Origin of the sequence: Lentisalinibacter salinarum (assembly GCF_040706555.1) — a bacterium.
In the GTDB taxonomy this organism is placed as follows: Bacteria; Pseudomonadota; Gammaproteobacteria; order Steroidobacterales; family Woeseiaceae; genus Lentisalinibacter; species Lentisalinibacter salinarum.
The window spans coordinates 12,343-36,533 of the sequence record NZ_JAPDRH010000005.1 but is presented as its reverse complement, the minus strand read 5'-3'; the positions used below and the strand labels follow the sequence as shown (position 1 = coordinate 36,533).

Below are 24,191 nucleotides of genomic sequence, written 5' to 3'. Positions count from 1 at the left end.
TGATCATTAGCCCTGGTTGGTGACGAGGGTGCCGACGTCCTCGCCGCGCACCGCCCGCAGAAGAGCGCCGGGCCGCGTCAGGTCGAAGATCCTGAGCGGCAGGCCGTTGTCACGGCACATGACGATCGCCGTGGCATCCATGACATTCAGCTTGTCGGTCAGCACCTGGTCGAAAGACACCGTCGAGTAACGACGGGCATCCGGAACCGTGACCGGGTCTGCGCTGTAGACGCCATCCACCTTGGTCGCCTTCAGCAGCATGTCCGCGCCCACCTCGATCGCGCGCAGGCTGGCCGCAGTGTCGGTCGTGAAGAATGGATTGCCGGTGCCGGCCGCGAGGATCACCACCCGGCCTTTTTCCAGGTGGCGGATGGCACGGCGCCGGATGTAGTCCTCGCAGACATCGTGGATCTGCAGCGCCGACATCACCCGCGCGTATACGCCGAGTCGCTCCAGAGCGTCCTGCAGCGCCAGCGCATTGATGACCGTGGCCAGCATGCCCATGTGATCGCCGGTGACCCTGTCCATGCCGGCCCGGGCGAGCCCCGCGCCGCGGAAGATGTTGCCGCCGCCGATCACGACGCCCACTTCGATGCCCAGCTCGCGCACGTCGCGCAGCTCGCCGGCGATGCGTTTGATGATCTCGGGATCGATGCCGTAATCGAGGCTGCCCAGCAGCGCCTCGCCACTCAACTTAAGCAGGATGCGCTTCAGACCTGGCTCGGCTTCAGACATAGGCGGCGCGACTCCGGGCGTTGCCGGGACCGGGCAGCGCTGAGGCGGCCCCTGACCCGGCGTACGACAAGGCGTACGATAAGAACTGCCCCGCGCAGGCGGGGCCGCTCGATTCTATCCTACCGGGCAGCGCCGAGGCCATCGGCGGGATCCGGCGCGGGCCTCAGCTGCCCTGAATCTGGGCCATCACCTCTTCGGCGAAATTCTCTTCTTTCTTCTCGATGCCTTCACCCACCTCGTAGCGCACGAAGCGCTTCACGGTGGCGCCGGCCTTGCCCAGCAGCTTGCCGACGGTGACGTCCGGGTCCTTCACGAATGGCTGGCCTACCAGCGTGATCTCCGACAGCCACTTGCGCAGGCGTCCCTCCACCATCTTCTCGATGATCTCGGCCGGCTTGCCGCTGTCCTGCGCCTGCTCGGTCAGGATGCGCCGCTCGGAGGCGAGCTGCTCGGGGTCCACGTCCGCCTCGCTGATGCAGGCGGGATTGGAGGCGGCCACGTGCATGGCCAGATCCCGGGCCAGTTCGGCATCGCCGCCGTCGAGGACCACAACGGAGCCGATGCGGGCACCGTGGCTGTAGACGCCGGTGTTGCCGTCGGCCGGCACCACCTGGAAGCGACGCACGCCGATGTTCTCGCCCACCTTGGCGATCAGCGCCTTGCGGGCCTCCTCGACGGTCTGCCCATCCAGGTCGGCGGCCATCAGCTCGTCGAGACCGACGGGACGTCGGGCCAGCACCAGCGCGGCCACCTTGTCGGCGAAGGCGGAGAAGTTGTCGTCCTTGGCGACGAAATCGGTCTCGGAGTTCACCTCGACCACGGCCACAGCGTCGTCGCCGGTGGCGATGACGATCTTGCCGTCGGCGGCCACGCGGCCGGCCTTCTTGTCCGCCTTGGCCTGGCCGGATTTGCGCAGCTGCTCGACCGCAGCCTCCAGGTCGCCGTCCGTCTCCACCAGTGCCTTCTTGCACTCCATCATGCCTGCGCCCGTACGCTCGCGCAGTTCCTTGACCATCGCTGCAGTTACAGCCATCTCTCTACCTCGTAATCCTTGCGGACGGGGCCGCGACAACGCGGCACGTCCATGTTCCTTCCGTCAAATCGCCGGCTCGATCGGCCGGAGCCAGGGCTCGCAGGAGGGCTCAGCCCTCCTTCTTCGGCTCCTCGGCTTCCTTCCCGCCTTCGTCGCCGGCCTGCTCCGCCGCCTCGGCGGCTGCCTCGGGCTGCGGCGCGCCGGCGCCGGCCTCGGTGCCCGGCTCATCGGCGACCGCCTTCGCAGCGGCCTCGGCCTCCGGCTTCGGCTCCTCGCCGGGGGCGGGCTCTTCCGCCGGCTGCGACTGCTGGGCTTCGGCCACGTCCGGTGCCCCGGCTGCCTCGCCGGCATCGTCCGCTTTTGCCACGGCTTTCTTCTTCGCCGTCTTCTTCTTGGCCTTCTTCTTCGCGGGAGCCTTCTTGCGCGTCGTCTTCGTCGGCCGGCCCTGCTCGTCCAGCTCGACGAATTCGTCGTCGCCCAGGACCGCCTCCGGGGCGGAAGCCTTGCCGTCCAGCACCGCGTCGGCGATCACCGCCGTGTAGAGCTGGATCGCGCGCATGGCGTCGTCGTTGCCCGGGATGATGTGGTCGATCTCGTCCGGCGAGCAGTTGGTGTCCACGACGGCCACCACCGGGATGCCCAGCTTGCGCGCCTCGGCCACGGCGATGTTCTCGTGCATCACGTCGATGACGAACAGCGCATCGGGCAGGGAATTCATCTGTTTGATGCCGCCGAGACTGCGCTCGAGCTTCTCCCGCTCGCGCTCGATGGTCAGGCCCTCCTTCTTGGTGAGCTGCTCCATCGTGCCGTCTTCCTTCATGGCCTCGATGTCGCCGAGACGCTTGATGGAGCCCTTGATGGTCTTGAAGTTGGTGAGCATGCCGCCCAGCCAGCGGTAGCTGACGAAGGGCATGCTGCAGCGCTCGGCCTCGCTGCGGATGGCCTCACGGGCGGACCGCTTGGTGCCGACGAACAGAACGGTGCCGCCGTCGGACACCAGGTTCTTCACGTAGCCGGCCGCATCCCGCAGCATCGGCAGCGAGCGTTCCAGGTTGATGATGTGGATCTTGTTGCGTTCGCCGAAGATGAAGGGGGCCATCTTCGGGTTCCAGTAACGGGTCTGATGCCCGAAATGCACACCAGCCTCCAGCAGCTGGCGCATGTTCACGTCAGTCATGTCGTCTCCTCGGGTTGAGCCTCCATACACCCTCGGACCGCAACCCCTTTTCGGCGGGGCACCCGGCGGACCGTGTCGGTGCATGTGTGGATTAAGTTTTCGGATTGCCTGTCAGGCGCGCGCTTTATACCATAGGTCGCTTTGTCCAACAACGCAGCGGCGGCGAAACCCGACGGAGAGCGGCCCCGCCCGTGATCCCCAGGTAACCCCCCCGCGCACACCCGGCGCCCCCCTTTGCCATGAATGTGACCATAAAGACACCCGAGGAGCAGGAGAAGATGCGCGTGGCCGGCCGGCTGGCCGCCACCGTGCTCGACATGATCGGAGAGCACGTGCGACCGGGGGTGACCACGGACGAGCTGGACGCCATCTGTCACCGCTACATCGTCGACGAACTGGATGCGGTGCCCGCGCCGCTGAACTACCGCGGCTTCCCGAAATCCATCTGCACCTCCGTGAACCACGTCGTCTGCCACGGGATCCCGGGGGACAGGCAGCTGAAGTCCGGCGACGCCGTGAATATCGACATCACGGTGATCAAGGACGGGTTCCACGGCGACACCAGCCGGATGTTCCACGTCGGCAAGCCCTCCGTGCAGGCCGAGCGGGTCGCCGCGGTGGCCCGCGAGGGCATGCTGCGCGGCATCGCCCAGGTGGCCCCCGGCAAGCATCTCGGCGATATCGGCCACGCCATCCAGAAATACGTCGAGTCCCAGCGCTGCTCGGTGGTGCGGGAATACTGCGGGCACGGCATCGGCCGGGGCTTTCACGAGGATCCCCAGGTGCTGCACTACGGCAAGCCGGGCACGGGGATGGAACTCGCGCCGGGCATGAGCATTACCGTAGAACCCATGGTGAATGCCGGCAAGCGCCACGTGAAACTGCTTCCGGACGGCTGGACCGTGGTCACCAAAGACCACTCGCTGTCCGCCCAGTGGGAGCACACCGTGCTGGTCACCGAGACCGGGCACGAAATACTCACCCTCGGGGCCGCGGAGCGCGAAGCCGCCGCCGCGGGCGGCTGAGGCAGGCCGGCGTGAACGCCAGGGCCGGCGGAATCCGGGAGACGGGCGGCACCGACCCGGCCATCACCGTCCTGGAACGGCATCTGGGCGCCTGCCGCCCCGACGTCGACCCCCTGTCGCTGAGGGAGGGGCTGGCCGAGGCCGGCGACAACCTGGTGGAGCGTTTCCGCGCCGGAGAAGCCGTGGACCGGCTCGTGGTGGCCCGGGCCGCGCTCATCGACCGCCTGCTGCGCCACCTCTGGGACTGCTATGCCGACAATTCCGCGGCCGCGCTGGCGGCCGTCGGCGGATACGGCCGCGGCGAGCTGCATCCCTGCTCGGATATCGACGTTATGATCCTGCTGCCGGAGGGCGAACAGGAGACCGGCTGGCTCAGCGACTTCCTGACGGCGCTGTGGGACGTGGGGCTGGAGATCGGCCACAGTGTGCGCACCGTGGCCGACTGCGAGCGGGAGGCCCGTGCCGACGTCACGGTCATGACCACGCTGATGGAAGCGCGGCTGCTCGCCGGCCCCGCGGCGAACTTCGACGCCATGCGCGAGCGCATCGGCCCCGACCGCATGTGGTCGTCACGAGAGTTCTTCGAGGCCAAGCGCAACGAGCAGATCGAGCGCCACCACCGCTACCACGACACCGCCTACAACCTGGAGCCGAACGTCAAGGGCAGCCCGGGCGGGCTGCGCGACATCCAGATGATCGGCTGGATCGCGAAGCGCCACTTCGGCGCCGACGGCCTGGCGGAGCTCGTCGACCACCGCTTCCTGACGCCGGGCCAGCTGGACCGGTTGATCGAGGGCCGCAGCTTCCTGTGGAAGGTGCGCTTCGCCCTGCACGTGCTGACCGGGCGCCGCGAGGACCGGCTCCTGTTCGACCATCAGGTGAAGCTCGCGCAGATGCTGGGCTACGAGGACGCCTCCTACACGCTCGCGGTCGAGCAGATGATGCAGCGCTACTACCGCACCGTCATGGAGCTGTCGCGGCTGAACGAGATCCTGCTGCAGCTCTTCCAGGAGGCCATCCTGCTCGACCCCGACGCCGAGCCGGAGCCGCTGAACGAGCGCTTCCAGATGCGTAACGGCTTCCTGCAGACCGCCAATGACGAGGTCTTCGAGCGCGATCCTTCCGCGCTGCTGGAGCTGTTCACGCTGCTGCAGAAGCACAGCGACATCAAGGGCGTCAGCGCCTGGACGGTCGGGCTGATCAAGCGCAGCCTGCATCTGATCGACGAGGAGTTCCGCCAGAGCCCCCGCAATCACCGCCTGTTCCTGGAGATCCTGCGCGCGCCCCGGGGGGTCACCCACGAGCTGCGGCGCATGAACCTGTACGGCGTCCTCGGGCTGTACATCCCCTCCTTCGGGCGCATCGTCGGGCGCATGCAGTACGACCTCTTCCACGCCTACACCGTCGACGCACACACCCTGTTCGTGGTCAGCAACCTGCGCCGCTTCCGGCTGCACCAGTTCGATCACGAGTACCCGCACCCGAGCGCGGTGATGCAGGCACTGGAGAAGCCCGAGATTGCCTATCTGGGCGGGCTGTTCCACGACATCGCCAAGGGCCGCGGCGGCGACCACTCCGAGCTGGGCGCGGTCGACGCCGAGGCCTTCTGCCTGGAGCACGGTCTGTCCCGCTACGAGGCCCGCATGGTCGCCTGGCTCGTGCGCCACCACCTGGCCCTGTCCACGACGGCGCAGAAAAAGGACATCAGCGATCCGGCGGTGATCAACGAATTCGCCGCCCTGGTCGGCGACCAGACCCACCTCGACTATCTGTACGTGCTGACGGTGGCGGACGTGCGCGGCACCAACCCCAAGCTGTGGAACTCCTGGAAGGCGAGCCTGTTCGAGGACCTGTACGAGCTCACCAAGCGGGCGCTGCGCCGGGGGCTGGAGAATCCCATCGACAAGGAGGAGCTGATCGCCGAGACCCAGCGCGAGGCCCGCGCGGCGCTGACGGACGCCGGCGTCGCCGACGCGGACATCGACCGGGTCTGGTCAGTGCAGAATCCGGAGTACTTCCTGCGCCACGGCGCCGACGAGATCGCCTGGCAGACCGAGTTCATGGCCGCGCACCGGAACGAGCTGGATCAGCCGCTGATCGCCGTGCGCGCGCTCGAGGACACCGGCGGCATCGCGCTGTTCCTGTACACGCCGCAGCGCTACCACACCTTCGCCAACGCCACGGCGGTGATCGACGAACTCGGGCTCAGCATCCTGGACGCCCGCATCACGCCCACCCGCAACGGCTACAGCATGGATACCTACATCGTCATGGAGGTGGGGCAGACGGAGAAGCCGCCGGACGGCGACCGCCTCGAGGAGATACTGACCCGTGTGACACAGGTGGTGCGAAGAGGCGACGACTGGGACGCCCGCGTCACCCGCCGCGCGCCTCGGCAGGTGCGCATGTTCCGCACGCCCACCCAGATCAGCTTCGCCGACGACACCGCCGGCGGGCGGACCATCATGGAACTGGTCGCCGGCGACCGGCCTGGCCTGCTGCTGGCGGTGGGCAAGGTCTTCCGCGAGCTGGGCGTCGAGATCAAGGCGGCGAAGATCCTCACCATCGGCGAGCGGGCCGAGGACGTGTTCTATCTGACGGGACACGATCAGCGGCCGCTGGACGCCACGGTGCGCGAGGCGCTCAGCCGCACCCTCGACCAGCGGCTGGGCGAGGCGGCCTGACCATGAACCCGCGCATCCGGCGCCTGCATCCCTACCCCTTCGAGCAGCTCGCCGAGCTGCTGGCACGCGTCGAGCCGCCGGCCGGCCTCAGCCGCATACCGCTGTCCATCGGCGAGCCCCGCCACGAGACCCCCGCGTTCATCCTGGAGGCCCTGGAGGCGGCCCTGGCGGAGGGGGCCGGCGTCTATCCCGTCTCGCTGGGGCTGGACGAGCTGCGCGAGGCCTGTGCCGATTGGCTCGCGCGGCGCTTCGGCGTCCGCGTGAACCCGGACAACGGGATCCTGCCGGTGAACGGCACCCGGGAGGGCCTGTTCTCCTTCGCCCAGGCGGTGGTCGATCCGGGCGCGGGCAGCTGCGTGGCCATGCCGAACCCGTTCTACCAGATCTACGAGGGGGCGGCGCTGCTCGCCGGCGCAGAACCCTGGTACCTGCCCACCCTGCCCGAGACCGGCTTCCGTCCCCGCCTGGCGGACGTGCCCGAACGGGTCTGGGCGCGGACGGCCCTGGTCTATGTCTGTTCACCCGGCAATCCCACCGGCGCGGTGCTGGACGCCGCCTTCTATCGGGAACTGCTCGAACTGGCCGACCGGCACGACTTCGTGATCGCGGCCGACGAGTGCTATGCCGACATCTATCTGGACGAGGCGCCGGTCTCGCTGCTGGAGGTCTGCCGCGACCTGGGCCGCGACGACTACGCCCGCTGCATCGCCTTCCACAGCCTGTCGAAGCGCTCCAATATCCCCGGCTTGCGCTCGGGCTTCGTCGCCGGCGACGCCCGGATCATGGCCGACTACCGCCGCTACCGCACCTACCACGGCTGCGCCATGCCCGTCCCCACCCAGCGAGCCAGCGTCGCGGCGTGGGCGGACGACGCCCACGTGGAGGCGAACCGCCGCCTCTATGCGCGCAAGTTCCGTGAGGTCACGCCACTGCTCGCCGACGTCCTCGACGTGGAGGCGCCGGCGGCGTCGTTCTACCTCTGGGTCGGGATCGACGGCGACGACGAGCGCTACGCACGGGAACTCTACGCCGCCACCAACGTGGTGACGCTGCCGGGCTCCTACCTGGGGCGCGAGGCCGGCGGCACGAACCCGGGCGCCGGACGCCTGCGGCTGTCGCTCGTGGCGCCGCCCGACGACTGCGTGGAAGCCGCGCGGCGCATCCGCGAGTTCGCGCTGTCCCGGCAGCACCGACGAACAGGTACGACGCAAAAGGAACGATAATGAGCGATATGCGCGACACCATCGAGCAGGCGTGGGAGCGCCGCGGCGAACTCCGTCCCGGCGATACGGCGGTGGCCGAGGCCGTCCAGGCCGCGCTCGGCGAACTGGACAGCGGCCGGGCCAGGGTGGCCGAGCCGGGACCGGACGGCTGGGTGGTGAACGACTGGCTGAAGAAGGCCGTGCTGCTCTACTTCCGGCTCGCGGACAACCGGGTGGTCGAGGGCGGCCACACCCGCTACTACGACAAGGTGGGCCTGAAGTACGCCGATTACGACCTGGAGCGCTTCCGCGCCGACGGCGTGCGCGTGGTGCCGGACGCGCAGGTCCGCCGCGGCGCCTACGTGGCCCCCGACGTCGTCCTCATGCCCTCCTACGTGAACATCGGCGCCTGGATCGGCTCGGGTACCATGGTGGACACTTGGGCCACCGTCGGCAGCTGCGCCCAGATCGGCGCCAACGTGCACCTGTCGGGCGGCGTCGGCATCGGCGGCGTGCTGGAACCGCTGCAGGCGGCCCCGACCATCGTCGAGGACGACTGCTTCATCGGCGCGCGCTCGGAGATCGTCGAGGGCGTCATCGTCGAGCGCGGGGCGGTGATCTCCATGGGCGTCTACATCGGCCAGAGCACGCGCATTTACGACCGCGAAAGCGGCGAGATAAGCTACGGCCGCGTACCCGCGGGCAGCGTCGTCGTGCCCGGCAATCTGCCGGCGGCAGACGGCAGCCACTCGCTGTATGCCGCCGTCATCGTCAAGCGGGTGGACGAGAAGACGAAGGCCAGGGTCGGCCTGAACGAACTGCTGCGCAATCTGGACTGAGCCATCGGGACATAGCCATGGGAGAGGCGACCATCGACATCTACGGATTGAAGAGCTGCGACAGCTGCCGCAAGGCGCTGCAATGGCTGCAGGAGCACGATATCAAACACCGGTTCCATGACGTGCGCGACGACGGCGTCACCATCCAGATGCTGGAGCGCTGGGCCGACCGGGTCGAGTGGGAGGCGCTGCTGAACAAGCGCAGCCTGACCTGGCGGCGCATACCGGAACTCGATCGCCAGAACCTCAGCCGGGCCGGCGCGCTCGCCCTGATGCTGGAGAATCCCACGCTGATCAAGCGGCCCGTGATCGAGAGCCGCAAGCGGATGGTGGTGGGTTTCGACGCCGAGGCCTACGGCCGCATATTCGCCACCTGAGGGGTCCGCGGACGGGCCCGATCAGCCGAAGCGGCCCGTGATGTAGTCCTCGGTGAGCTTGTGCTGGGGATTGGTGAAGACCCGGTCCGTATCGTCCACCTCGATCAGCTTGCCCAGGTGGAAGTACGCCGTGCGCTGCGACACCCGCGCCGCCTGCTGCATGGAGTGGGTGACGATCACGATGGCGTAGTTCTCCCGCAGCTCGTCGATCAGGTCCTCGATGCGGGCGGTCGCGATCGGATCCAGCGCGGAGCAAGGCTCGTCCATAAGGATCACTTCCGGGCTGACCGCGATGGTGCGCGCGATGCACAGCCGCTGCTGCTGACCGCCCGAGAGGCCGGTGCCCGGCTCGTCCAGGCGATCCTTCACCTCGGCCAGCAGACCCGCGCGCTCGAGGCTGTTGTGCACGATCTCGTCCAGCTCCGCCCGATTCGCCGCGAGGCCGTGGATGCGCGGTCCGTAGGCGACGTTGTCGTAGATGGACTTCGGGAACGGATTAGGCTTCTGGAACACCATGCCGACCCGCGCGCGCAGGGCCACCACGTCCATGCTGCGGTCGTAGATGTCCTGGCCGTCCAGCGTGATCTTGCCGGTGACCCGCGCCGACTCGATGGTGTCGTTCATGCGGTTCAGGCAGCGCAGATAGGTGGACTTGCCGCAGCCGGACGGACCGATCAGCGCGATCACCTCGTTCTGGCCGATCTCCAGGCTCACATCGATGATCGCGTGATTGTCGTCGTAATAGACGTCGACGTGCTCGGTGCACAGGAACGGTCGCTTCGCGCGGGGATTCCCGACGGTCTCGTAGGCGCGCTCGTCCTGCTCGCGACGGTACTCCTCGACGACGGGTGCCGCAGAAGCGCTCGGGGTCAGTTGATCGTCAGCCACTGGGGAGATCGGTCCTTGTTGAGCGCGGCCTGCGGCCGCCGTGGGGTCGATGTCAGTCCTGAATTCGGGCTTCATTCTCTTACAGTTCCCTGCCCGCCTCAACGGCGGACCGTCTAAAAGCTGCGCTCGAAACGCCGCCGCAACAATACGGCGGTGAGGTTCATCACCAGCAGGAATCCGAGCAGCACGATGATCGCCGCGGAGGTGCGCTCGACGAAGGCGCGCTCGGGGCTGTCCGCCCAGAGATACACCTGCACCGGCAGCGCGGCCGACGGATCCAGCGGCCCCTGGGGGATGTCGACGATGAAGGCCACCATGCCGATCATCAGCAGCGGCGCCGTCTCGCCCAGCGCCCGGGCCATGCCGATGATGGTGCCGGTGAGGATGCCCGGCAGCGCCAGCGGCAGCACGTGCTGGAACACCATCTGCATCTTCGACGCGCCCAGGCCGAGGGCGGCCTCCTTGATGGACGGCGGCACGGCCTTGATGGAGGCGCGCGCCGCGATGATGATCACCGGCAGCGTCATCAGCGAGAGCACCAGTCCGCCGACCAGCGGCGAGGAGCGCGGCAGCGACGCCCAGTTGATGAACACGGCGAGCCCGAGCAACCCGAACACGATGGAGGGCACGGCCGCCAGGTTGTTGATGTTCACCTCGATGAGGTCGGTCCAGCGATTGCGCGGGGCGAATTCCTCGAGATAGACCGCCGCCGCCACTCCGATCGGGAACGCCAGCGCCACGGTGACCAGCAGCATGTAGAACGAGCCCATGAGGGCGCCGCGGATTCCGGCGAGTTCCGGCTCCCGGGAATCGCCGTTCGTGAACAGCGCGGTGTTGAACTTGAGCTGCAGCCGCCCCGTCTCGGTGAGCCGGTCGATCCAGACGAGTTCCCGGTCTTTCACGGGCCGGGACTCCTCGGGCAGCGTACGGTCGATGCTGCCCTTCACCACCATGTCCACGTCGGCGCTGGCCGGCACCCACACGCGGCGGGTCTCGCCGATCGCATCCGGGTCGGCCGCCACCAGATTCTGCAGCTGATACGAGGCGCCCACGCTGACCAGCTGCGCCAGCGCACGGCGGTCGCTCCGGCCGCTCACGTCCGGGAACAGGTCGTAGAGACTCTGTCGCACCAGGCCGGAATAGTCACCCAGTGCCAACGCCTCCGGATTCGTCGCCCCGGTGGGCGAGATTAGGGCCGGATCCAGATACACGTCCAGCGCCACCTGGGACTGCGCGAAGGCCTTGTAGCCGCTCGCGACGATGCTGGCGAAGAACAGCACCAGGAACGTCAGCCCGACGGACACCGCCAGCATGCCCAGCACCCGGAACCGGCGCTCGCGGCTGTAGCGCCGGGGCAGGCCCGCCTCCATGAGCTGCCGGGCCGTCTTCCTGCCGTCGCTCATTCGTACTGCTCCCGGTATTTGCGCACGACCCGGAGGCCGATCACGTTTAGCACCAGCGTCACCAGGAACAGCACGAGGCCGAGTGCGAAGGCCGCCAGGGTCTTGGCACTGTCGAACTCCTGGTCGCCCACCAGCAGGGTCACGATCTGCACGGTGACGGTGGTCACGGCCTCCAGGGGATTGCCGGTCAGGTTCGCGGCGAGGCCGGCGGCCATCACCACGATCATGGTCTCGCCGATGGCCCGCGAGACCGCCAGCAGGATGCCGCCGACGATACCGGGCAAGGCGGCCGGCAGTATCACCAGCTTCACCGTCTCGGAGCGCGTCGCGCCCAGGGCGAACGAGCCGTCACGCATCGCCCGGGGCACCGCCGTGATGGCGTCGTCGGACAGGGACGAGATCAGCGGGATGATCATGATGCCCATGACCAGTCCGGCCGCCAGCGCGCTCTCCGAGGCCACGTCCAGGCCGATACTGGTGCCGACCTCCCGTATCAGCGGCGCCACGGTCAGTGCCGCGAAGAAGCCGTACACCACGGTGGGGATACCCGCCAGCACCTCGAGCAGCGGCTTGGCGGTCGAGCGGAAGCTCGAGCGCGCGTACTCGGTCAGGAATATCGCCGTCATGAGTCCGATGGGCACGGACACGAACATGGCGATGGCGGTGATGAGCAGCGTTCCGGTGAACAGCGGCACGGCGCCGAAGGCACCGGAGGAGCCCACCTGATCGGCGCGGATGGCGGTCTGGGGGCTCCATTCCAGACCGAACAGGAACTCCGTGATCGGGACCTTGCGGAAGAACAGAATGGACTCGAACAGCACCGAGAGGACGATGCCGACCGTGGTCAGGACGGCGATGGTCGAGGCGGCGAGCAGGGCAGTCTGGACGACGCGCTCCACGTGGTTGCGGGCGCGGAAACCCGGCGAGATGCGTCGCCAGGCCAGCGTCGCCCCGCCCACGGCCGCCGCCAGCACAAATATCGTGAGCAGCAGCCGGCTCTTCGCCCGCGTCTCCAGGTAGAAATCGGCCGCCGCCCGCATCTGCGCATCGACGTCGGTGCTGACCACGTCACCGGCGGCGAGATTGCGGATATCGTTGACGGCGAGATCGAGCGCACCGGCCGACACGTCGCGCACCGACTCGGGCAGACGATCGACCATCAGCGCGGTGATCACCCTGGGCTCCAGCGTGACCCACAGCAGGATGATGGCGAGGCCGGGCAGCAGACACCAGATGGCGGTGAAGTATCCGTAGTAGCTCGGCAGGGAATGCAGGCGCGCCATCGGCCGGTCGCCACCCGCCGTGCTCAGGGAACGGCCGCGGCCGAGACGGTAGGCTGCAGCGCAGAGGAACAGCAGGATCAGCAGCAGTGTCTCGGGCTGCATTCGGTCACCCTTTCATCGTGGCGCGGGTTGCGCGCGGCGGCCGCCGGGCCGCCGCGCGTCCCTCGTTATTGTCGTCCGCTCCGGCCGCGATTCAGAGTCGGATCGGTGTCAGCGATTCCACGGCCGCCAGCACCCTGGCCCGCTCGGGCTCCGGCATGGGGATCAGACCGCGCTCGGACAGGTAGCCGTCGTCGCCCCACGCGCGCTCGCTCGTCATTTCGCGCAGGAATTCTCTCATACCAGGGATCACGCCGACATGGGCCTTCTTGGCGTAGGAGTACAGCGGGCGGGACACCGGGTAGTCGCCCGAGGCGATATTCTCGAAAGTCGGCTCCACGCCGTCGATGAACGAGCCGTGCACCTTCTCGATATTCTGGTCCAGGAAGCTGAAGCCGAAGATGCCGAGAGCATCGGGGTTGGCCTCCAGCTTCTGCACGATGAGATTGTCGTTCTCGCCCGCTTCCACGTACACGCCGTCCTCGCGGATGGAGTGGCAGATGGTCTTGTAGCGGGTCTCGTCCTCGTCCTCGATGGCTGCGATCCAGTCGAACGTCTGGCAGCCGCCCTCCATGGCGAGCTCCACGAACGCGTCGCGGGTGCCCGAGGTAGGCGGCGGGCCCAGCACCTCGATCTCGGTGTCGGGCAGGTTCGGGTCGACCTCGTTCCAGACCGTGTAGGGGTTCGGCACCAGCTTCTCCCCTCCGTCCGGATCCGGGACCTCCTTGGCCAGGGCCAGGAAGATATCGCGGCGGCTCAGCTGGTACTGCTCGGACTCCACGGCGTTGGCCATCACGATGCCGTCGTAGCCGATCTTGACCTCGATCACATCCGCGACACCGTTCTCCGCACACATCTCGAGCTCGGACGCCTTCACCCGGCGCGAGGCGTTGGTGACGTCGGGATGGTCCACGCCGACGCCTGCGCAGAACAGTTTGAAGCCGCCGCCGGAGCCGGTCGACTCCACCTTGGGCGTGCGGAACTGGGTGGTCTTGCCGAACCGCTCGGCCACCACCGTGGTGAACGGATAGACCGTCGAGGAACCGACGATGTAGATGTAGCTGCGGCCACTCTGGGCGATGGCGGTGCCGGCCACGAGCAGCCCGATTCCGATGCCGGCGACGGTCGCGATGGTTGCGATTCGTCCCGGAGCTGTGCTTCTCTTGCTCACGATTTACTCCCGCGGTTCAGGCGATATTCGACGGGCGCAGAGGATAGTCCGGCAATGTTACGGAAATATTGCAGGTGGTTCTCTCCGCCGGGAACCCGCTTCAAAGCCAATATTATTCTTATCAATCAGTTATAAGATTTTTTTGATGTCCGATATCACCGCCGTCGACGACGAAAATGCGTTCGCTGCAGACGAGGCGGTACGTCTCGCCTGCGAACTGATCCGCCGCCGGTCGGTGACACCCGAGGACGCCGGCTGCCAGACTCTCATGGCCGAGCGCCTGGCAGCCCTGGACTTCAGGATAGAGCATCTGCGCTACGGTGACACCGACAATCTGTGGGCCCGCCGGGGCGAGTCGGATCCCCTGTTCTGCTTCGCCGGCCATACGGACGTGGTCCCGCCGGGCGACCTGGATGCCTGGTCCAGCGACCCCTTCGAGCCGACCTTCAGCGACGGCCTGCTCTACGGCCGCGGCTCAGCCGACATGAAGTCGAGCCTGGCCGCCATGCTGGTGGCGACCGAACGCTTCCTGGCGGCGCATCCGGACCACCACGGTTCGATTGCCTTCCTCATCACCAGCGACGAGGAAGGACCGGCGCGGGACGGCACGAAGCGAGTGATCGAGACGCTGCAGGAGCGCAGCGAACACATCGACTGGTGCGTGCTGGGAGAGCCGTCCAGCCAGGCGGCGCTCGGCGACATCGTGCGCAACGGACGACGCGGTTCACTGAGCGGCATCCTGAAGGTGCGCGGCATCCAGGGCCACGTGGCCTACCCGCAGCTGGCCGACAACCCGATCCAGCGCTTCGCCCCGGCGCTGGCCGAGCTCTACGCCACGCCGCTGGACGACGGCAACGAGTACTTCCCGCCCACCAGTTTCCAGGTGGTGAACGTGCAGGCCGGCATCGGCGCCCCGAACGTGACCCCCGGCGAGCTGAACGCGCGCTTCAACTTCCGCTACTCCACCGAGTGGACCCACGAGAGCCTGGCGGCCCACGTGGAGTCGATACTGGACCGCCACGGCCTGGACTACGAGCTGCACTGGCATCTGTCCGGCAAGCCTTTCCTGACCGAGGAAGGCGTGCTGACCGACGCCGTCACTGCCGCCGTGCGGGAGGAACTCGGCGTCGCGCCGGAACTCTCGACCGGTGGCGGCACGTCGGACGGGCGCTTCATTTCGCCGGCGGGAGCGCAGGTGGTGGAACTGGGTCCGGTGAATGCCTCGATCCACAAGATCGACGAGTACGTGCGGGTGGAGGACATCGTCCGCCTGACGGCGGTCTACGAACGCATCCTGGAAGCTCTGCTGGCCCGCTGAGCCCTCAGCCGGCGCCGCGGCGCGCGGGCAACCTGAAGTTCGCGATCAGGCCGAACAGGCCCAGCAGGGACAGGCAGATCAGCACCCAGGCCGGCATGCTGAGCCCCAGGAACGACCATTTCAGCTCGGCACATTCTCCGGAGCCGGTCAGTACCTCGCGGATCACCTCGGTCAGGGGCACCGTGTTCAGCAGGTAATCCAGCCCGGCACCGCAGGCGGGTACCTCGTCGGCGGGCAGACTCTGCACCCGGACGTGTCGCCCGGCTATGGCGGCGCCGGCGGCAGCCGCCGCGAAGACCAGCACGCCGTACACGCGAGCGCCCCAGCCCGCCGGATTGTGCACGAAGGCGAGCAGGAAGACGGCGCCCAGCCCGATCGTGGCCACCCGCTGGAAGACGCACAGCGGGCAGGGCTCCAGCAGGAGCACGTACTCCGCATACAGGGCGAAACCCATCATCGCCACGCAGGCGAGCAGGCCCGCGAGATTGGCATAGCGGCGCGTCATGAAATCCGTGGCGGTCATGCTGAGGGAAGCGGGTTCGCGGTCAGGCGGGCTGCTGTTCGTCCAGGGCGTCGATATCCGTGTGCCGGATGTCCTTGCCGTGGACCATGTAGATCACGTACTCGCAGATGTTCTTGGCGTGGTCGCCGATGCGCTCCAGCGCCCGCGCCGCCCAGGTGACGTTCATCACCCGCTTGATGCTGCGCGGGTCCTCCATCATGAAGGTCATGCACTGGCGCTGGATGGTCTCGTATTCCTCGTCCACCATCTCGTCGTCCTTCACCACCGCCAGCGAAGCCTGCACGTCCAGCCGGGCGAAGGCATCCATGGCCTGGCGCACCATCCGGCTGACCTGCCCGCCCATGTTCTTCAGCTCCCGGTAGGAGCCGGCGGGGCGGTCCATCTCCGCGAGCTTGGAAGCCAGGAAGCCGATCTTCTCGGCCTCGTCGCCGATGCGCTCGAGGTCCGTGATGGTCTTGATGATGGCGACGATCAGGCGCAGGTCACTCGCGGTCGGCGCGCGGGTGGCGAGGATGCGGCTGCATTCCTCGTCGATGCTCACCTCGAGATGATTCACCTTGTAGTCGTCATAGGCCACCTGCAGCCCCAGCTCGCTGTCGCCGCTGACCACCGCCTCGACCGCGCGCTCGAGCTGGGATTCCACCAGTCCGCCCATGGACAGCACGTTGTTGCGCAACGCCTCCAGGTCCTTGTTGAAGCGGCGGGATATGTGATGGGTCAGATCCGTCGTCTGCATGCGTTGCGTCCTCTCTCGAGCCGGCGCCATGAACTATGGCAGAAACGTTTCCACGTCCGTAGCCGTGACCCGTTTACGCCGCAGAGTGTACCAGCTCTGCCCTGCTCCTGGCGATAATTTGTAAATACTTCACTCATACAATGGCATTGCATTGTGCATACATTGCCACACACCCTTCCGGCCCGGGCCGATCAGCCCGTGGCCGAGCGGTCGCCGCCGGCCGTGCCCCGCGGAATCGGGACGGCCTCGGCGCGCACCAGCCGCGCACCGGGGAACCGGCAGACGAAGCGGCTGCCCTCCCCCGGCCGGCTCTCCACCTCCAGCGTCGCGTCGTGGCGGCCCAGCGCGTGCTTGACGATGGCGAGGCCGAGCCCCACGCCGCCGTCCTCGCGACTGCGACCCCGGTTCACGCGGAAGAAGCGCTCGGTCAGCCGGGGAATGTCCTGCTCCGCGATGCCCACGCCGGTATCCTCCATCGTGAGCGTGGCGCTCTCGCCGTCGGACTGCCAGCTCAGCGTCACGCTGCCGTCCGCCGGCGTGTAACGCACGGCATTGGACAGCAGATTGGTGATGATCGAGCGGATCTCCACCGGATTGCCGTACAGCTGCGCCCGTGACTCGAGCCGCAGCTCCACGGCCGGCCCGCCGTCGGGGCGGTCCAGCTCGGCGACGGACTCCCTGAGCAGCGCCGCGACGTCCACTCGGGTGTCGGTGCGGGCCTCGCTGCCCGACTCGAGCCGGGACAGCTCCAGCAGCGAGTCCAGGATCTCCTTCATCCGGGCGGCCTGGCGCTGCATCTCGGCGACGGGCCGCTGCCAGGACGGCGGCATCTCCGTATCCTCGGACATGGCCTCCAGGTAGCCGCCGATCACGGTGAGCGGCGAGCGCAGCTCATGCGAGGCATTCGCCACGAAATCCCGGCGCATGCGCGCGAGCCGCGCCTGCTCCGTGACGTCGCGCACCAGCAGCAGTCGCTGTCCTTCGCCGTAGGGCACGATGCGACAGGTCAGCCAGCCGTCGTCGCGCAACGGCGACGGGATGGTCACCGAGCCCGAATAGTCGCCCGTGCGAAGATAGCTCACGAAGGCGGGATGCCGTATCAGGTTATCCACGCGCTGGCCCCGGTCCCGCCGGGGCCGCAGGCCGACGAGGTACTCCGCGGCCGAGTTGTAGCGTGTGATCTCCGAGTTCTCGTTCAGCACGATGCCGCCGTCGGGCATGGCGTTGGTGGAGGCGCGGATCTCCTTGAGCGTGCGGTGGTGGCGGCGCTTGTGTTTCTTGGCCCGCTGTTTCAGGTAATCGATGCGGGCGAGCACCTGAGGCCAGATGCCCGTACCGTCCGGTATCTGGATACGGCTGCGGGTCCGGAGCGCGCGCTCGAGGCGGAACAGCATGTTGAAGTGAACCGCGAGCACGGCCAGCGCGCCGATGAGCGCGCCGGGCAGGGCATAACCGTACAGCCAGCCGATGAACGCTCCCAGGCCGATAACGCCGGCGGCCTTGAGCAGCGCATTGCTCCAGGCCGAGGGCATCAGCCGTCCCGCGACGAGAATCGGTAGCCGGCCCCGCGCACGGTCTGGATGTAGTGTTCGGCGTTACGCGCCGACAGCGCCTTGCGCAGCCTGCGGATGTGCACGTCCACGGTGCGCTCCTCCACGTAGACGTTGGCGCCCCAGACCCGGTCGAGCAGCTGGCCGCGGCTGTACACCCGCTCCGGATGTGTGATCAGGAATTTCAGCAGCCGGTATTCCGTGGGGCCGAGCTGGATCTCGGCACCGCCGACACTCACCCGGTGTCCGGCCACGTCCAGCTCGAGCTCGCCGACGCTCACGATCTCGTCGCCGGAGACGCCGGAACGGCGCAGCACGGCATTGATGCGGGCGACGAGTTCGCGGGAGGAGAACGGCTTGGTGATGTAGTCGTCGGCGCCACCTTCCAGCCCGCTCACCTTGTCCTGTTCCTCCGCCCGGGCCGTCAGCATGATGACGGCCAGGTCCTCGAAGGTGGAGTCCCGTTTCAGCGAGCGCGTCAGCTCGAGTCCGCTCATGTCCGGCAGCATCCAGTCGATAATGGCAAGGTCCGGCCGATGGTCGGCCAGCAGCTCCCGCGCCTGGCGGCAGTCGGCGGCCTCGTCCACCTCGAAGCCGGCCCGCGACAGATGAAACGCGATCATCTCCCGGATGGGGGCTTCGTCCTCGACTACCAGTATGCGGCGCGCTGTCGTCATATCGGCTCCATGGAGCGCGATTAGAGCAAGTCTACATTACAGTCCGGTTACGGCGCCTGCCGGGCGACGGTCCGGCGCAGATACGCGGGCTGCGCGTCCCGGGGCGCCAGCGTGTCGCCGGCGGCGAAACGGGGCGCGGCCAGCGCCGCCACTTCCTGGGCGCGGGGAAAACGCAGACCGGTATCCGCGGCGCCGGCGGGCGCCATCTGCGGATAGCGGTCCCAGCCGCCGCCGGCCAGCCACCAGTCCCCCTCGGCGGGCTGCACTGCGGCCGGGGCCGTGAGTCGATCGGCCGCCAGCGTGTGCAGCCCGTCGGCGCCTTCCTCCCAGGCCCCGGCGTAGACCTCGCCCATGCGCGCGTCCTGGGTGACGTAGACCCGGCGCGCGCCCCCCGCGAGCGCGCGAGACGCCAGTGCGGCCAGCGAGGAGACCGGCACCAGCGCCAGCCCGGCCGCCAGGCCAAAGCCCTGGGCCGCGGACACGGCGATGCGCACGCCGGTGAAGGAGCCGGGTCCCGCGCCGAAAGCGATGCCGTCCAGTGCCGCCATGCGCATTCCCGCCTCGGCGAGCAGGCCGCGCACCATGGGCAGGATCAGCTCCACGTGCCGGCGGGGCTGCTCCTCGTACACCTCGGCCACTTCGCCGTCCACCCACAGGGCGGCGGAGCAGGCATCGGCCGAGGTCTCGAGGGCGAGGATCTTCACGACACCGCCGCTTCGCCGGCCGCCTCGTGACGTGAATAGAACTCCGCCAGCGCGTCCGGATCGGTTACGGTCGCCATCGGGGCCAGCGCCTGCAGGAAGACGGGTCCGTAGCGCCGCGTGCCGATGCGCGGATCGCACAGGACGATCGCCCCGTAGTCGGCGTGGTCGCGGATCAACCGCCCAACGCCCTGCTTCATCGTCAGTACCGCCTCCGGCAACTGATGCTCCATGAACGGGTTGCCGCCCTGCCGGCGGATGAACTCCGTGCGGGCCATCAGCAGCGGGTCTCCGGGGGAGGTGAACGGCAGCTTGTCGATCACCACGCCCGTGAGGGCTGTGCCGCGCACGTCGACCCCTTCCCAGAACGTGCCCGTGCCGAGCAGCACCGCGTTGCCGGCGGCCCGGAACCGCTCCAGCAGGTCCGCCCGGGGCGCCTCGCCCTGCACCAGCAGCTGTCGGCCGCCGAGGCGCTCGCGTCGCTCCCGCCACCAGTCCGCCGCGATGCCGAGCGCGCGGTAGCTCGTGAACAGGAAGAACAGGCCGCCGGCGGTCATCCCCAGCAGCGGCGCGGCCGCCTCCATGGCGGCCTCGGTGTAGCCCCGGGCCGACGGCTGGGGCAGGCCCGGCGGCAGGTAGATGCGCGCCCGCTCGGCCAGCCGGTAGGGGCTTGGGAACTGCAGGGTGCGCGCGTCGTTCAGGCCCATCCGACCGAGGAAATGACTGAAATCCTCGCCTACCGCCAGCGTGGCCGACGTGAACACCCACGGCGCCTCGCTCATATCGATCAGCGCCCGGAGCCGGCCGGCGACGTCCAGCGGCGTCAGGTGGAAGCGCACCGAGCGGCGGTTGACGTCGAACCAGTACAGACCGGCCTCCTCGTCCTCGTCGGTGGCCGCCGTGAGCCGGGCCTGCAGGTCGTAGAGCTGCTCGGCCACGGCTTCCACTTCCGCCGATTCGCCCGCCACGTCCTGCAGCGCCTCGTGCAGTTCGGCGAGGCGCCCGCGAAGTACGCCCAGCGGTTCCGCCAGCGCGCCCCGCTGCCCGCCCAGCTCGTAACGGCCGGCTTCCCGCGGCGCCGCGGCCACGACGCCCCGCACCGCATCCGCCACGGCACCGATGGCCTGGCGCAGTTCCGACCCGCCCAGCGCGAACGTAAACGCGGCGGCGTCGTCCAGCAGGTTCTCCACCTGGCGCGTGCCGGCCATGATGCCGAAGAAACGGGTGGCCAGGTCCGGGATCTGGTGCGCCTCGTCGAGGATGAGCGCTTCGGCGCCCGGCAGGAAATCCACGAACCCTTCTTCCTTCATGGCCAGGTCCGCGAGCAGCAGATGATGGTTCACCACCACCACGTCGGCCTTCTGGGCTGCACGGCGCGCATGCACGACGAAGCAGTCGTCGAAGAACGGGCATTTCTGGCCCAGGCAGTTCTCGGCGGTGGACGTCACCAGCGGCCACACACCCGACTCCTCTTCTATATCCACCACTTCGCGGCGGTCGCCGCTGCGGGTCTCGTGTTTCCACCGCTCGAGGACGGCAAGCTCACGCCGGAACCGCGCGGCCGCCGGGGTGCCCGCCGCCTGATCCAGCCGGTGCAGGCAGAGATAATTGGCCCGGCCCTTCAGCAGCGCCGTGGACAGCGGCTGGCCGATGGCCCGGGTCACGGTGGGCAGGTCCCGATGGAACAGCTGATCCTGCAGCGCCCGGGTGCCGGTGGAGATGATGGTACGCCGGCCGCTTCCCAGCGTCGGGATCAGATAGGCGAAGGTCTTGCCGATGCCGGTGCCGGCCTCGACCACCAGGGGTTCCTGTGCCGCCAGCGCGTCGGCCACGGCCTCCGCCATCATCGCCTGGGCGGCGCGCGGACGGAAGCCCGGTACCGTCGCGGCGAGCGGACTCTCGTCCCCGAAGAGGTCGCGGAAGCTCTGCATGGGCGCAGACTATACTCGCTGCCGCGCGCGGGCTGCACTGCCCGCTTCCCGGCCGGAGGGGCCACAAATCGGCCGTAGGACAGGGCCGTGCCTGCGCAACCCGTGCGGCTGCCGGCGGACGCGCAAGGCTCGCCACGGCCGGCTCCGCCGCAGGCGCTTTTACAGCCGAATTATTATTCTTTAATTCAGGTACTTACGAAGCCGGAAACACGGGCTGCGAAGTCTGCATTTCAGGTTACGCAGATGCTTGACAAGCCCGCTGACATGGCTTATTGTGCATTGCAACAATGATGCAGCGCAGCAACCGAGGAGGTGCCAAATGAACATCAGTGTCGAGAACATTTTCAATCGTGCCGCGGAAGACGCCCGTGGTCGCGTCGAGTCCGTGATTTCCGCAGCTCAGGACGGCGTCGAGCGAGCCGGTGACTGGGTCACGAAGGGCAAGACCCCGGTCCGTCGGATCTCCGACATGACCCTGCGTCTGGCCAACATCTCTCACAAGACGACCGAGAAGCTGGTGAAGCACCAGACGAAGACGGTCGAGTCCACGCTGGACGCCGCCGGTGCCCGCCTGAAGGCGGCCGCCCGTGCCGAGAGCCTGGGCGCCCTGGTGAAGACCCAGGCCAACCTCATCCCGGCCACCACGTCGCGCGTCGTCGATAACGTGCGCGGCACCGTGACCATCTTCGGCGACGCCGCCGAGGACGTGGGTGAGGTCGTGAAGAGCACCGTCACGGACTTCCGCCAGAAGGCAGTGAAGCCCGCCAAGAAGACGGCCAAGAAGAAAGCGGCCAAGACCAAGAAGAAAGCCGCCAAGAAGACCCGCCGGACGGCAACCAAGGTTGCCAAGAAGGCACGGCAGGTCGAGACGGGAGGGACCAGCTCGGCAGCCGCCGCGTGATCCCCGTCTGACATAAGTCTCTTGCGCCGCCGGATCCACGGATCCGGCGGCGTTTTTGTTTCTGCAGCGGGAGTTGCGCATTGCGCACGGAGAGGGAATGCACTCCGCGGTCTCGTGGGTATAATACCGGCCCTCTCCGGGAAAGGACTCCGGGAATTCCCCAGCCGCCAGCGCAAGAGAGCACGATGAGCACGACGTTGAAGAGCCTCAGTGACTGGGTCGACGAGGTGGCCCGTCTGACCCGGCCGGACGACATTTACTGGTGTACCGGCAGCGATAGCGAATACGAGAACTTCATCCAGAAGATGCTGGAGTCCGGCGATCTCGTGGAACTGAACCAGGACTCCTACCCCAACTGCTACCTGCACCGCTCCGACCCCTCGGACGTCGCGCGGGTGGAACACCTCACCTTCGTCTGCACCCGCCGGGAGGCCGATGCCGGCCCCAACAACAACTGGATGGACCCGGCCGAGGCGCACGAGAAGCTCGACGCGCTGTTCGACGGCTGCATGCAGGGCCGCACGATGTACGTCATCCCCTACTGCATGGGACCCGTGGAATCGCCTTATGCGCGCTGCGGTGTGGAGATCACCGACAGCCCCTACGTGGTCGCCAACATGAAGCTCATGACCCGCATGGGCGACGAGGCGCTCGAACGCATCGAGCGCGACGGCACGTTCGTCAGGGGCATGCATTCCACCGGCGATCTGGATCCGGACAACCGCTACATCATGCACTTCCCGGAGGAGCTCGCCATCCGCAGCATCGGCTCCGGCTACGGCGGCAACGCGCTGCTCGGCAAGAAATGCCACGCGCTGCGCATCGCCAGCTGGCAGGCGCGCCAGGAGGGCTGGCTGGCCGAGCACATGCTCATCGTCGGCGTCGAGAGCCCGGACGGCGAGGTCCACTATCTGGCCTGCGCCTTCCCGTCGGCCTGCGGCAAGACCAACCTCGCCATGCTGATCCCGCCCGCCTCTCAGCCCGGCTGGAAGATCTGGACTCTGGGCGACGATATCGCCTGGCTGCACCCGGACGAGGACGGCCGGCTGCGGGCCATCAACCCGGAGGCAGGCTACTTCGGCGTGGTGCCGGGCACGAACGCAAAGACCAACAAGAATGCCTACGACATGATCCACCGCGACACCATCTATACGAATGTCGCGGTGACGGCCGACAACGAGCCCTGGTGGGAAGAGAAGAAGGAAGGCGAGCCCGCCATCGACTGGCGCGGCCGGGAGTATGACCCGGAGCACGGCCCCGCCGCCCATCCGAACTCCCGCTTTACCGTCTCGGCGGAGCAGAACCCGAGCTACTCCTCACTGGCGGAGGCGCCCGAGGGCGTGCCCATCTCCGCCATCGTCTTCGGCGGCCGCCGCCGGGAACTGGCACCGCTGGTCTACGAGGCGAAGGACTGGAGCCACGGCGTGCTGGTCGGCGCCAGCGTGGCATCGGAGACCACCGCCGCGGCCACCGGCAAGGTGGGCGTCGTGCGCCGGGATCCGATGGCGATGAAGCCCTTCTGCGGCTACAACTTCGCCGATTACTGGCAGCATTGGCTCTCGCTGGCCGACCGGCCGCTCGAGCTGCCCCGCATCTTCCACGTGAACTGGTTCCGCCGCGACGGCGACGGCCGCTTCCTGTGGCCGGGTTTCGGCGAGAACCTGCGGGTACTTCGCTGGATCATCGACCGCTGCGAGGGCCGCGCCGACGCCGTCGAGACGCCGGTGGGACTGCTGCCGAAGCCAGGCGACATCGACACGGAGGGACTCGAGATAGACCCGGACGTCATGGAGGCGTTACTTGCCGTCGACCCGGCACAGTGGCAGGCGGAGATGGAAGCGGTCGGCGAGTACCTGCGCTCGTTCGGCGAGCGCGCTCCCGAGCGTCTGCTGGCCGAACACGGCGCCGTGATGGAGAAGCTGGCGAAGGCTTCCTGAC

At 67.9% G+C, this 24,191-nt stretch carries 21 protein-coding genes; 8 read left to right on the top strand and 13 right to left on the bottom strand.

Annotated features, from left to right (window positions below):
• Window positions 1-6 precede the first annotated feature (6 nt).
• The 3 genes from pyrH to rpsB all read right to left on the bottom strand — a co-directional run bounded on the left by pyrH (window position 7) and on the right by rpsB (window position 2,945).
• Window positions 7-735: a UMP kinase gene (gene pyrH, locus ACJMKZ_RS17935; protein WP_405234601.1), complete on the bottom strand. Its 729-nt coding sequence runs from the start codon at window positions 733-735 to the stop codon at window positions 7-9.
• A 163-nt stretch (window positions 736-898) separates the two neighbouring features.
• On the bottom strand, window positions 899-1,768 hold the full coding sequence (tsf, locus tag ACJMKZ_RS17930; protein ID WP_405234600.1) for a translation elongation factor Ts: 870 nt from the start codon (window positions 1,766-1,768) through the stop codon (window positions 899-901).
• 109 nt (window positions 1,769-1,877) lie between these two features.
• Entirely contained in the window at window positions 1,878-2,945 is a 1,068-nt protein-coding gene (gene rpsB / locus ACJMKZ_RS17925; RefSeq protein WP_405234599.1) for a 30S ribosomal protein S2, read from the bottom strand.
• A 239-nt stretch (window positions 2,946-3,184) separates the two neighbouring features.
• On the opposite strand from rpsB, the gene map reads away from it, so the two are divergent.
• From map to ACJMKZ_RS17900, 5 genes are read left to right on the top strand one after another with little or no spacing between them, the layout of a single operon-like run.
• The gene (gene map, locus ACJMKZ_RS17920) at window positions 3,185-3,970 is read left to right on the top strand and encodes a type I methionyl aminopeptidase (protein WP_405234598.1); all 786 of its coding nucleotides are present in this window, start codon (window positions 3,185-3,187) and stop codon (window positions 3,968-3,970) included.
• Window positions 3,971-3,981: 11 nt separating this feature from the next.
• Entirely contained in the window at window positions 3,982-6,654 is a 2,673-nt protein-coding gene (gene glnD / locus ACJMKZ_RS17915) for a [protein-PII] uridylyltransferase (protein WP_405234597.1), read from the top strand.
• A gap of 2 nt (window positions 6,655-6,656) precedes the next feature.
• Complete coding sequence (dapC, locus tag ACJMKZ_RS17910) at window positions 6,657-7,877, top strand: succinyldiaminopimelate transaminase (RefSeq protein ID WP_405234596.1); 1,221 nt, start codon at window positions 6,657-6,659, stop codon at window positions 7,875-7,877.
• Window positions 7,877-8,695, top strand: coding sequence for a 2,3,4,5-tetrahydropyridine-2,6-dicarboxylate N-succinyltransferase (dapD, locus tag ACJMKZ_RS17905; protein WP_405234595.1), 819 nt, complete (start codon window positions 7,877-7,879; stop codon window positions 8,693-8,695). Before dapC ends, dapD begins: the two co-directional genes overlap by 1 nt.
• A 17-nt stretch (window positions 8,696-8,712) precedes the next feature.
• Window positions 8,713-9,072: a Spx/MgsR family RNA polymerase-binding regulatory protein gene (locus ACJMKZ_RS17900; RefSeq protein WP_405234594.1), complete on the top strand. Its 360-nt coding sequence runs from the start codon at window positions 8,713-8,715 to the stop codon at window positions 9,070-9,072.
• A 21-nt stretch (window positions 9,073-9,093) separates the two neighbouring features.
• Here ACJMKZ_RS17900 and pstB read toward each other — a convergent pair whose 3' ends face one another.
• From pstB to ACJMKZ_RS17880, 4 genes are all read right to left on the bottom strand, one after another.
• On the bottom strand, window positions 9,094-9,960 hold the full coding sequence (gene pstB / locus ACJMKZ_RS17895; protein ID WP_405234593.1) for a phosphate ABC transporter ATP-binding protein PstB: 867 nt from the start codon (window positions 9,958-9,960) through the stop codon (window positions 9,094-9,096).
• Between the two features lie 113 nt (window positions 9,961-10,073).
• Entirely contained in the window at window positions 10,074-11,363 is a 1,290-nt protein-coding gene (gene pstA / locus ACJMKZ_RS17890; protein ID WP_405234592.1) for a phosphate ABC transporter permease PstA, read from the bottom strand.
• Window positions 11,360-12,748, bottom strand: a complete 1,389-nt coding sequence (gene pstC, locus ACJMKZ_RS17885) for a phosphate ABC transporter permease subunit PstC (protein WP_405234591.1) — start codon at window positions 12,746-12,748, stop codon at window positions 11,360-11,362. The genes pstA and pstC overlap by 4 nt, the downstream gene beginning before the upstream one ends.
• Window positions 12,749-12,839: 91 nt before the next feature.
• The gene (locus ACJMKZ_RS17880; RefSeq protein WP_405234737.1) at window positions 12,840-13,859 is read right to left on the bottom strand and encodes a PstS family phosphate ABC transporter substrate-binding protein; all 1,020 of its coding nucleotides are present in this window, start codon (window positions 13,857-13,859) and stop codon (window positions 12,840-12,842) included.
• A 202-nt stretch (window positions 13,860-14,061) separates the two neighbouring features.
• Between ACJMKZ_RS17880 and dapE the strand changes: the two genes are divergently transcribed.
• Entirely contained in the window at window positions 14,062-15,234 is a 1,173-nt protein-coding gene (dapE, locus tag ACJMKZ_RS17875; RefSeq protein ID WP_405234590.1) for a succinyl-diaminopimelate desuccinylase, read from the top strand.
• A 4-nt stretch (window positions 15,235-15,238) separates the two neighbouring features.
• Here dapE and ACJMKZ_RS17870 read toward each other — a convergent pair whose 3' ends face one another.
• The 6 genes from ACJMKZ_RS17870 to ACJMKZ_RS17845 form a co-directional block, all read right to left on the bottom strand.
• Window positions 15,239-15,757: a disulfide bond formation protein B gene (locus ACJMKZ_RS17870; RefSeq protein WP_405234589.1), complete on the bottom strand. Its 519-nt coding sequence runs from the start codon at window positions 15,755-15,757 to the stop codon at window positions 15,239-15,241.
• A 22-nt stretch (window positions 15,758-15,779) separates the two neighbouring features.
• On the bottom strand, window positions 15,780-16,493 hold the full coding sequence (gene phoU / locus ACJMKZ_RS17865; protein WP_405234588.1) for a phosphate signaling complex protein PhoU: 714 nt from the start codon (window positions 16,491-16,493) through the stop codon (window positions 15,780-15,782).
• Window positions 16,494-16,684: 191 nt separating this feature from the next.
• Window positions 16,685-18,025 carry a phosphate regulon sensor histidine kinase PhoR gene (phoR, locus tag ACJMKZ_RS17860; RefSeq protein WP_405234587.1) on the bottom strand — a complete coding sequence of 447 codons (1,341 nt, stop codon included), beginning with the start codon at window positions 18,023-18,025 and terminating at the stop codon, window positions 16,685-16,687.
• Complete coding sequence (gene phoB, locus ACJMKZ_RS17855) at window positions 18,025-18,720, bottom strand: phosphate regulon transcriptional regulator PhoB (RefSeq protein ID WP_405234586.1); 696 nt, start codon at window positions 18,718-18,720, stop codon at window positions 18,025-18,027. The genes phoR and phoB overlap by 1 nt, the downstream gene beginning before the upstream one ends.
• A 47-nt stretch (window positions 18,721-18,767) precedes the next feature.
• Complete coding sequence (gene tsaB / locus ACJMKZ_RS17850) at window positions 18,768-19,424, bottom strand: tRNA (adenosine(37)-N6)-threonylcarbamoyltransferase complex dimerization subunit type 1 TsaB (RefSeq protein WP_405234585.1); 657 nt, start codon at window positions 19,422-19,424, stop codon at window positions 18,768-18,770.
• Window positions 19,421-21,352: an ATP-dependent DNA helicase gene (locus ACJMKZ_RS17845; protein WP_405234584.1), complete on the bottom strand. Its 1,932-nt coding sequence runs from the start codon at window positions 21,350-21,352 to the stop codon at window positions 19,421-19,423. Before ACJMKZ_RS17845 ends, tsaB begins: the two co-directional genes overlap by 4 nt.
• Before the next feature lie 319 nt (window positions 21,353-21,671).
• Here ACJMKZ_RS17845 and ACJMKZ_RS17840 point away from each other — a divergent pair, with 319 nt between their 5' ends.
• Entirely contained in the window at window positions 21,672-22,253 is a 582-nt protein-coding gene (locus ACJMKZ_RS17840) for a phasin family protein (RefSeq protein ID WP_405234583.1), read from the top strand.
• A 185-nt stretch (window positions 22,254-22,438) separates the two neighbouring features.
• Complete coding sequence (locus ACJMKZ_RS17835) at window positions 22,439-24,190, top strand: phosphoenolpyruvate carboxykinase (GTP) (protein WP_405234582.1); 1,752 nt, start codon at window positions 22,439-22,441, stop codon at window positions 24,188-24,190.
• Window position 24,191 lies beyond the last annotated feature (1 nt).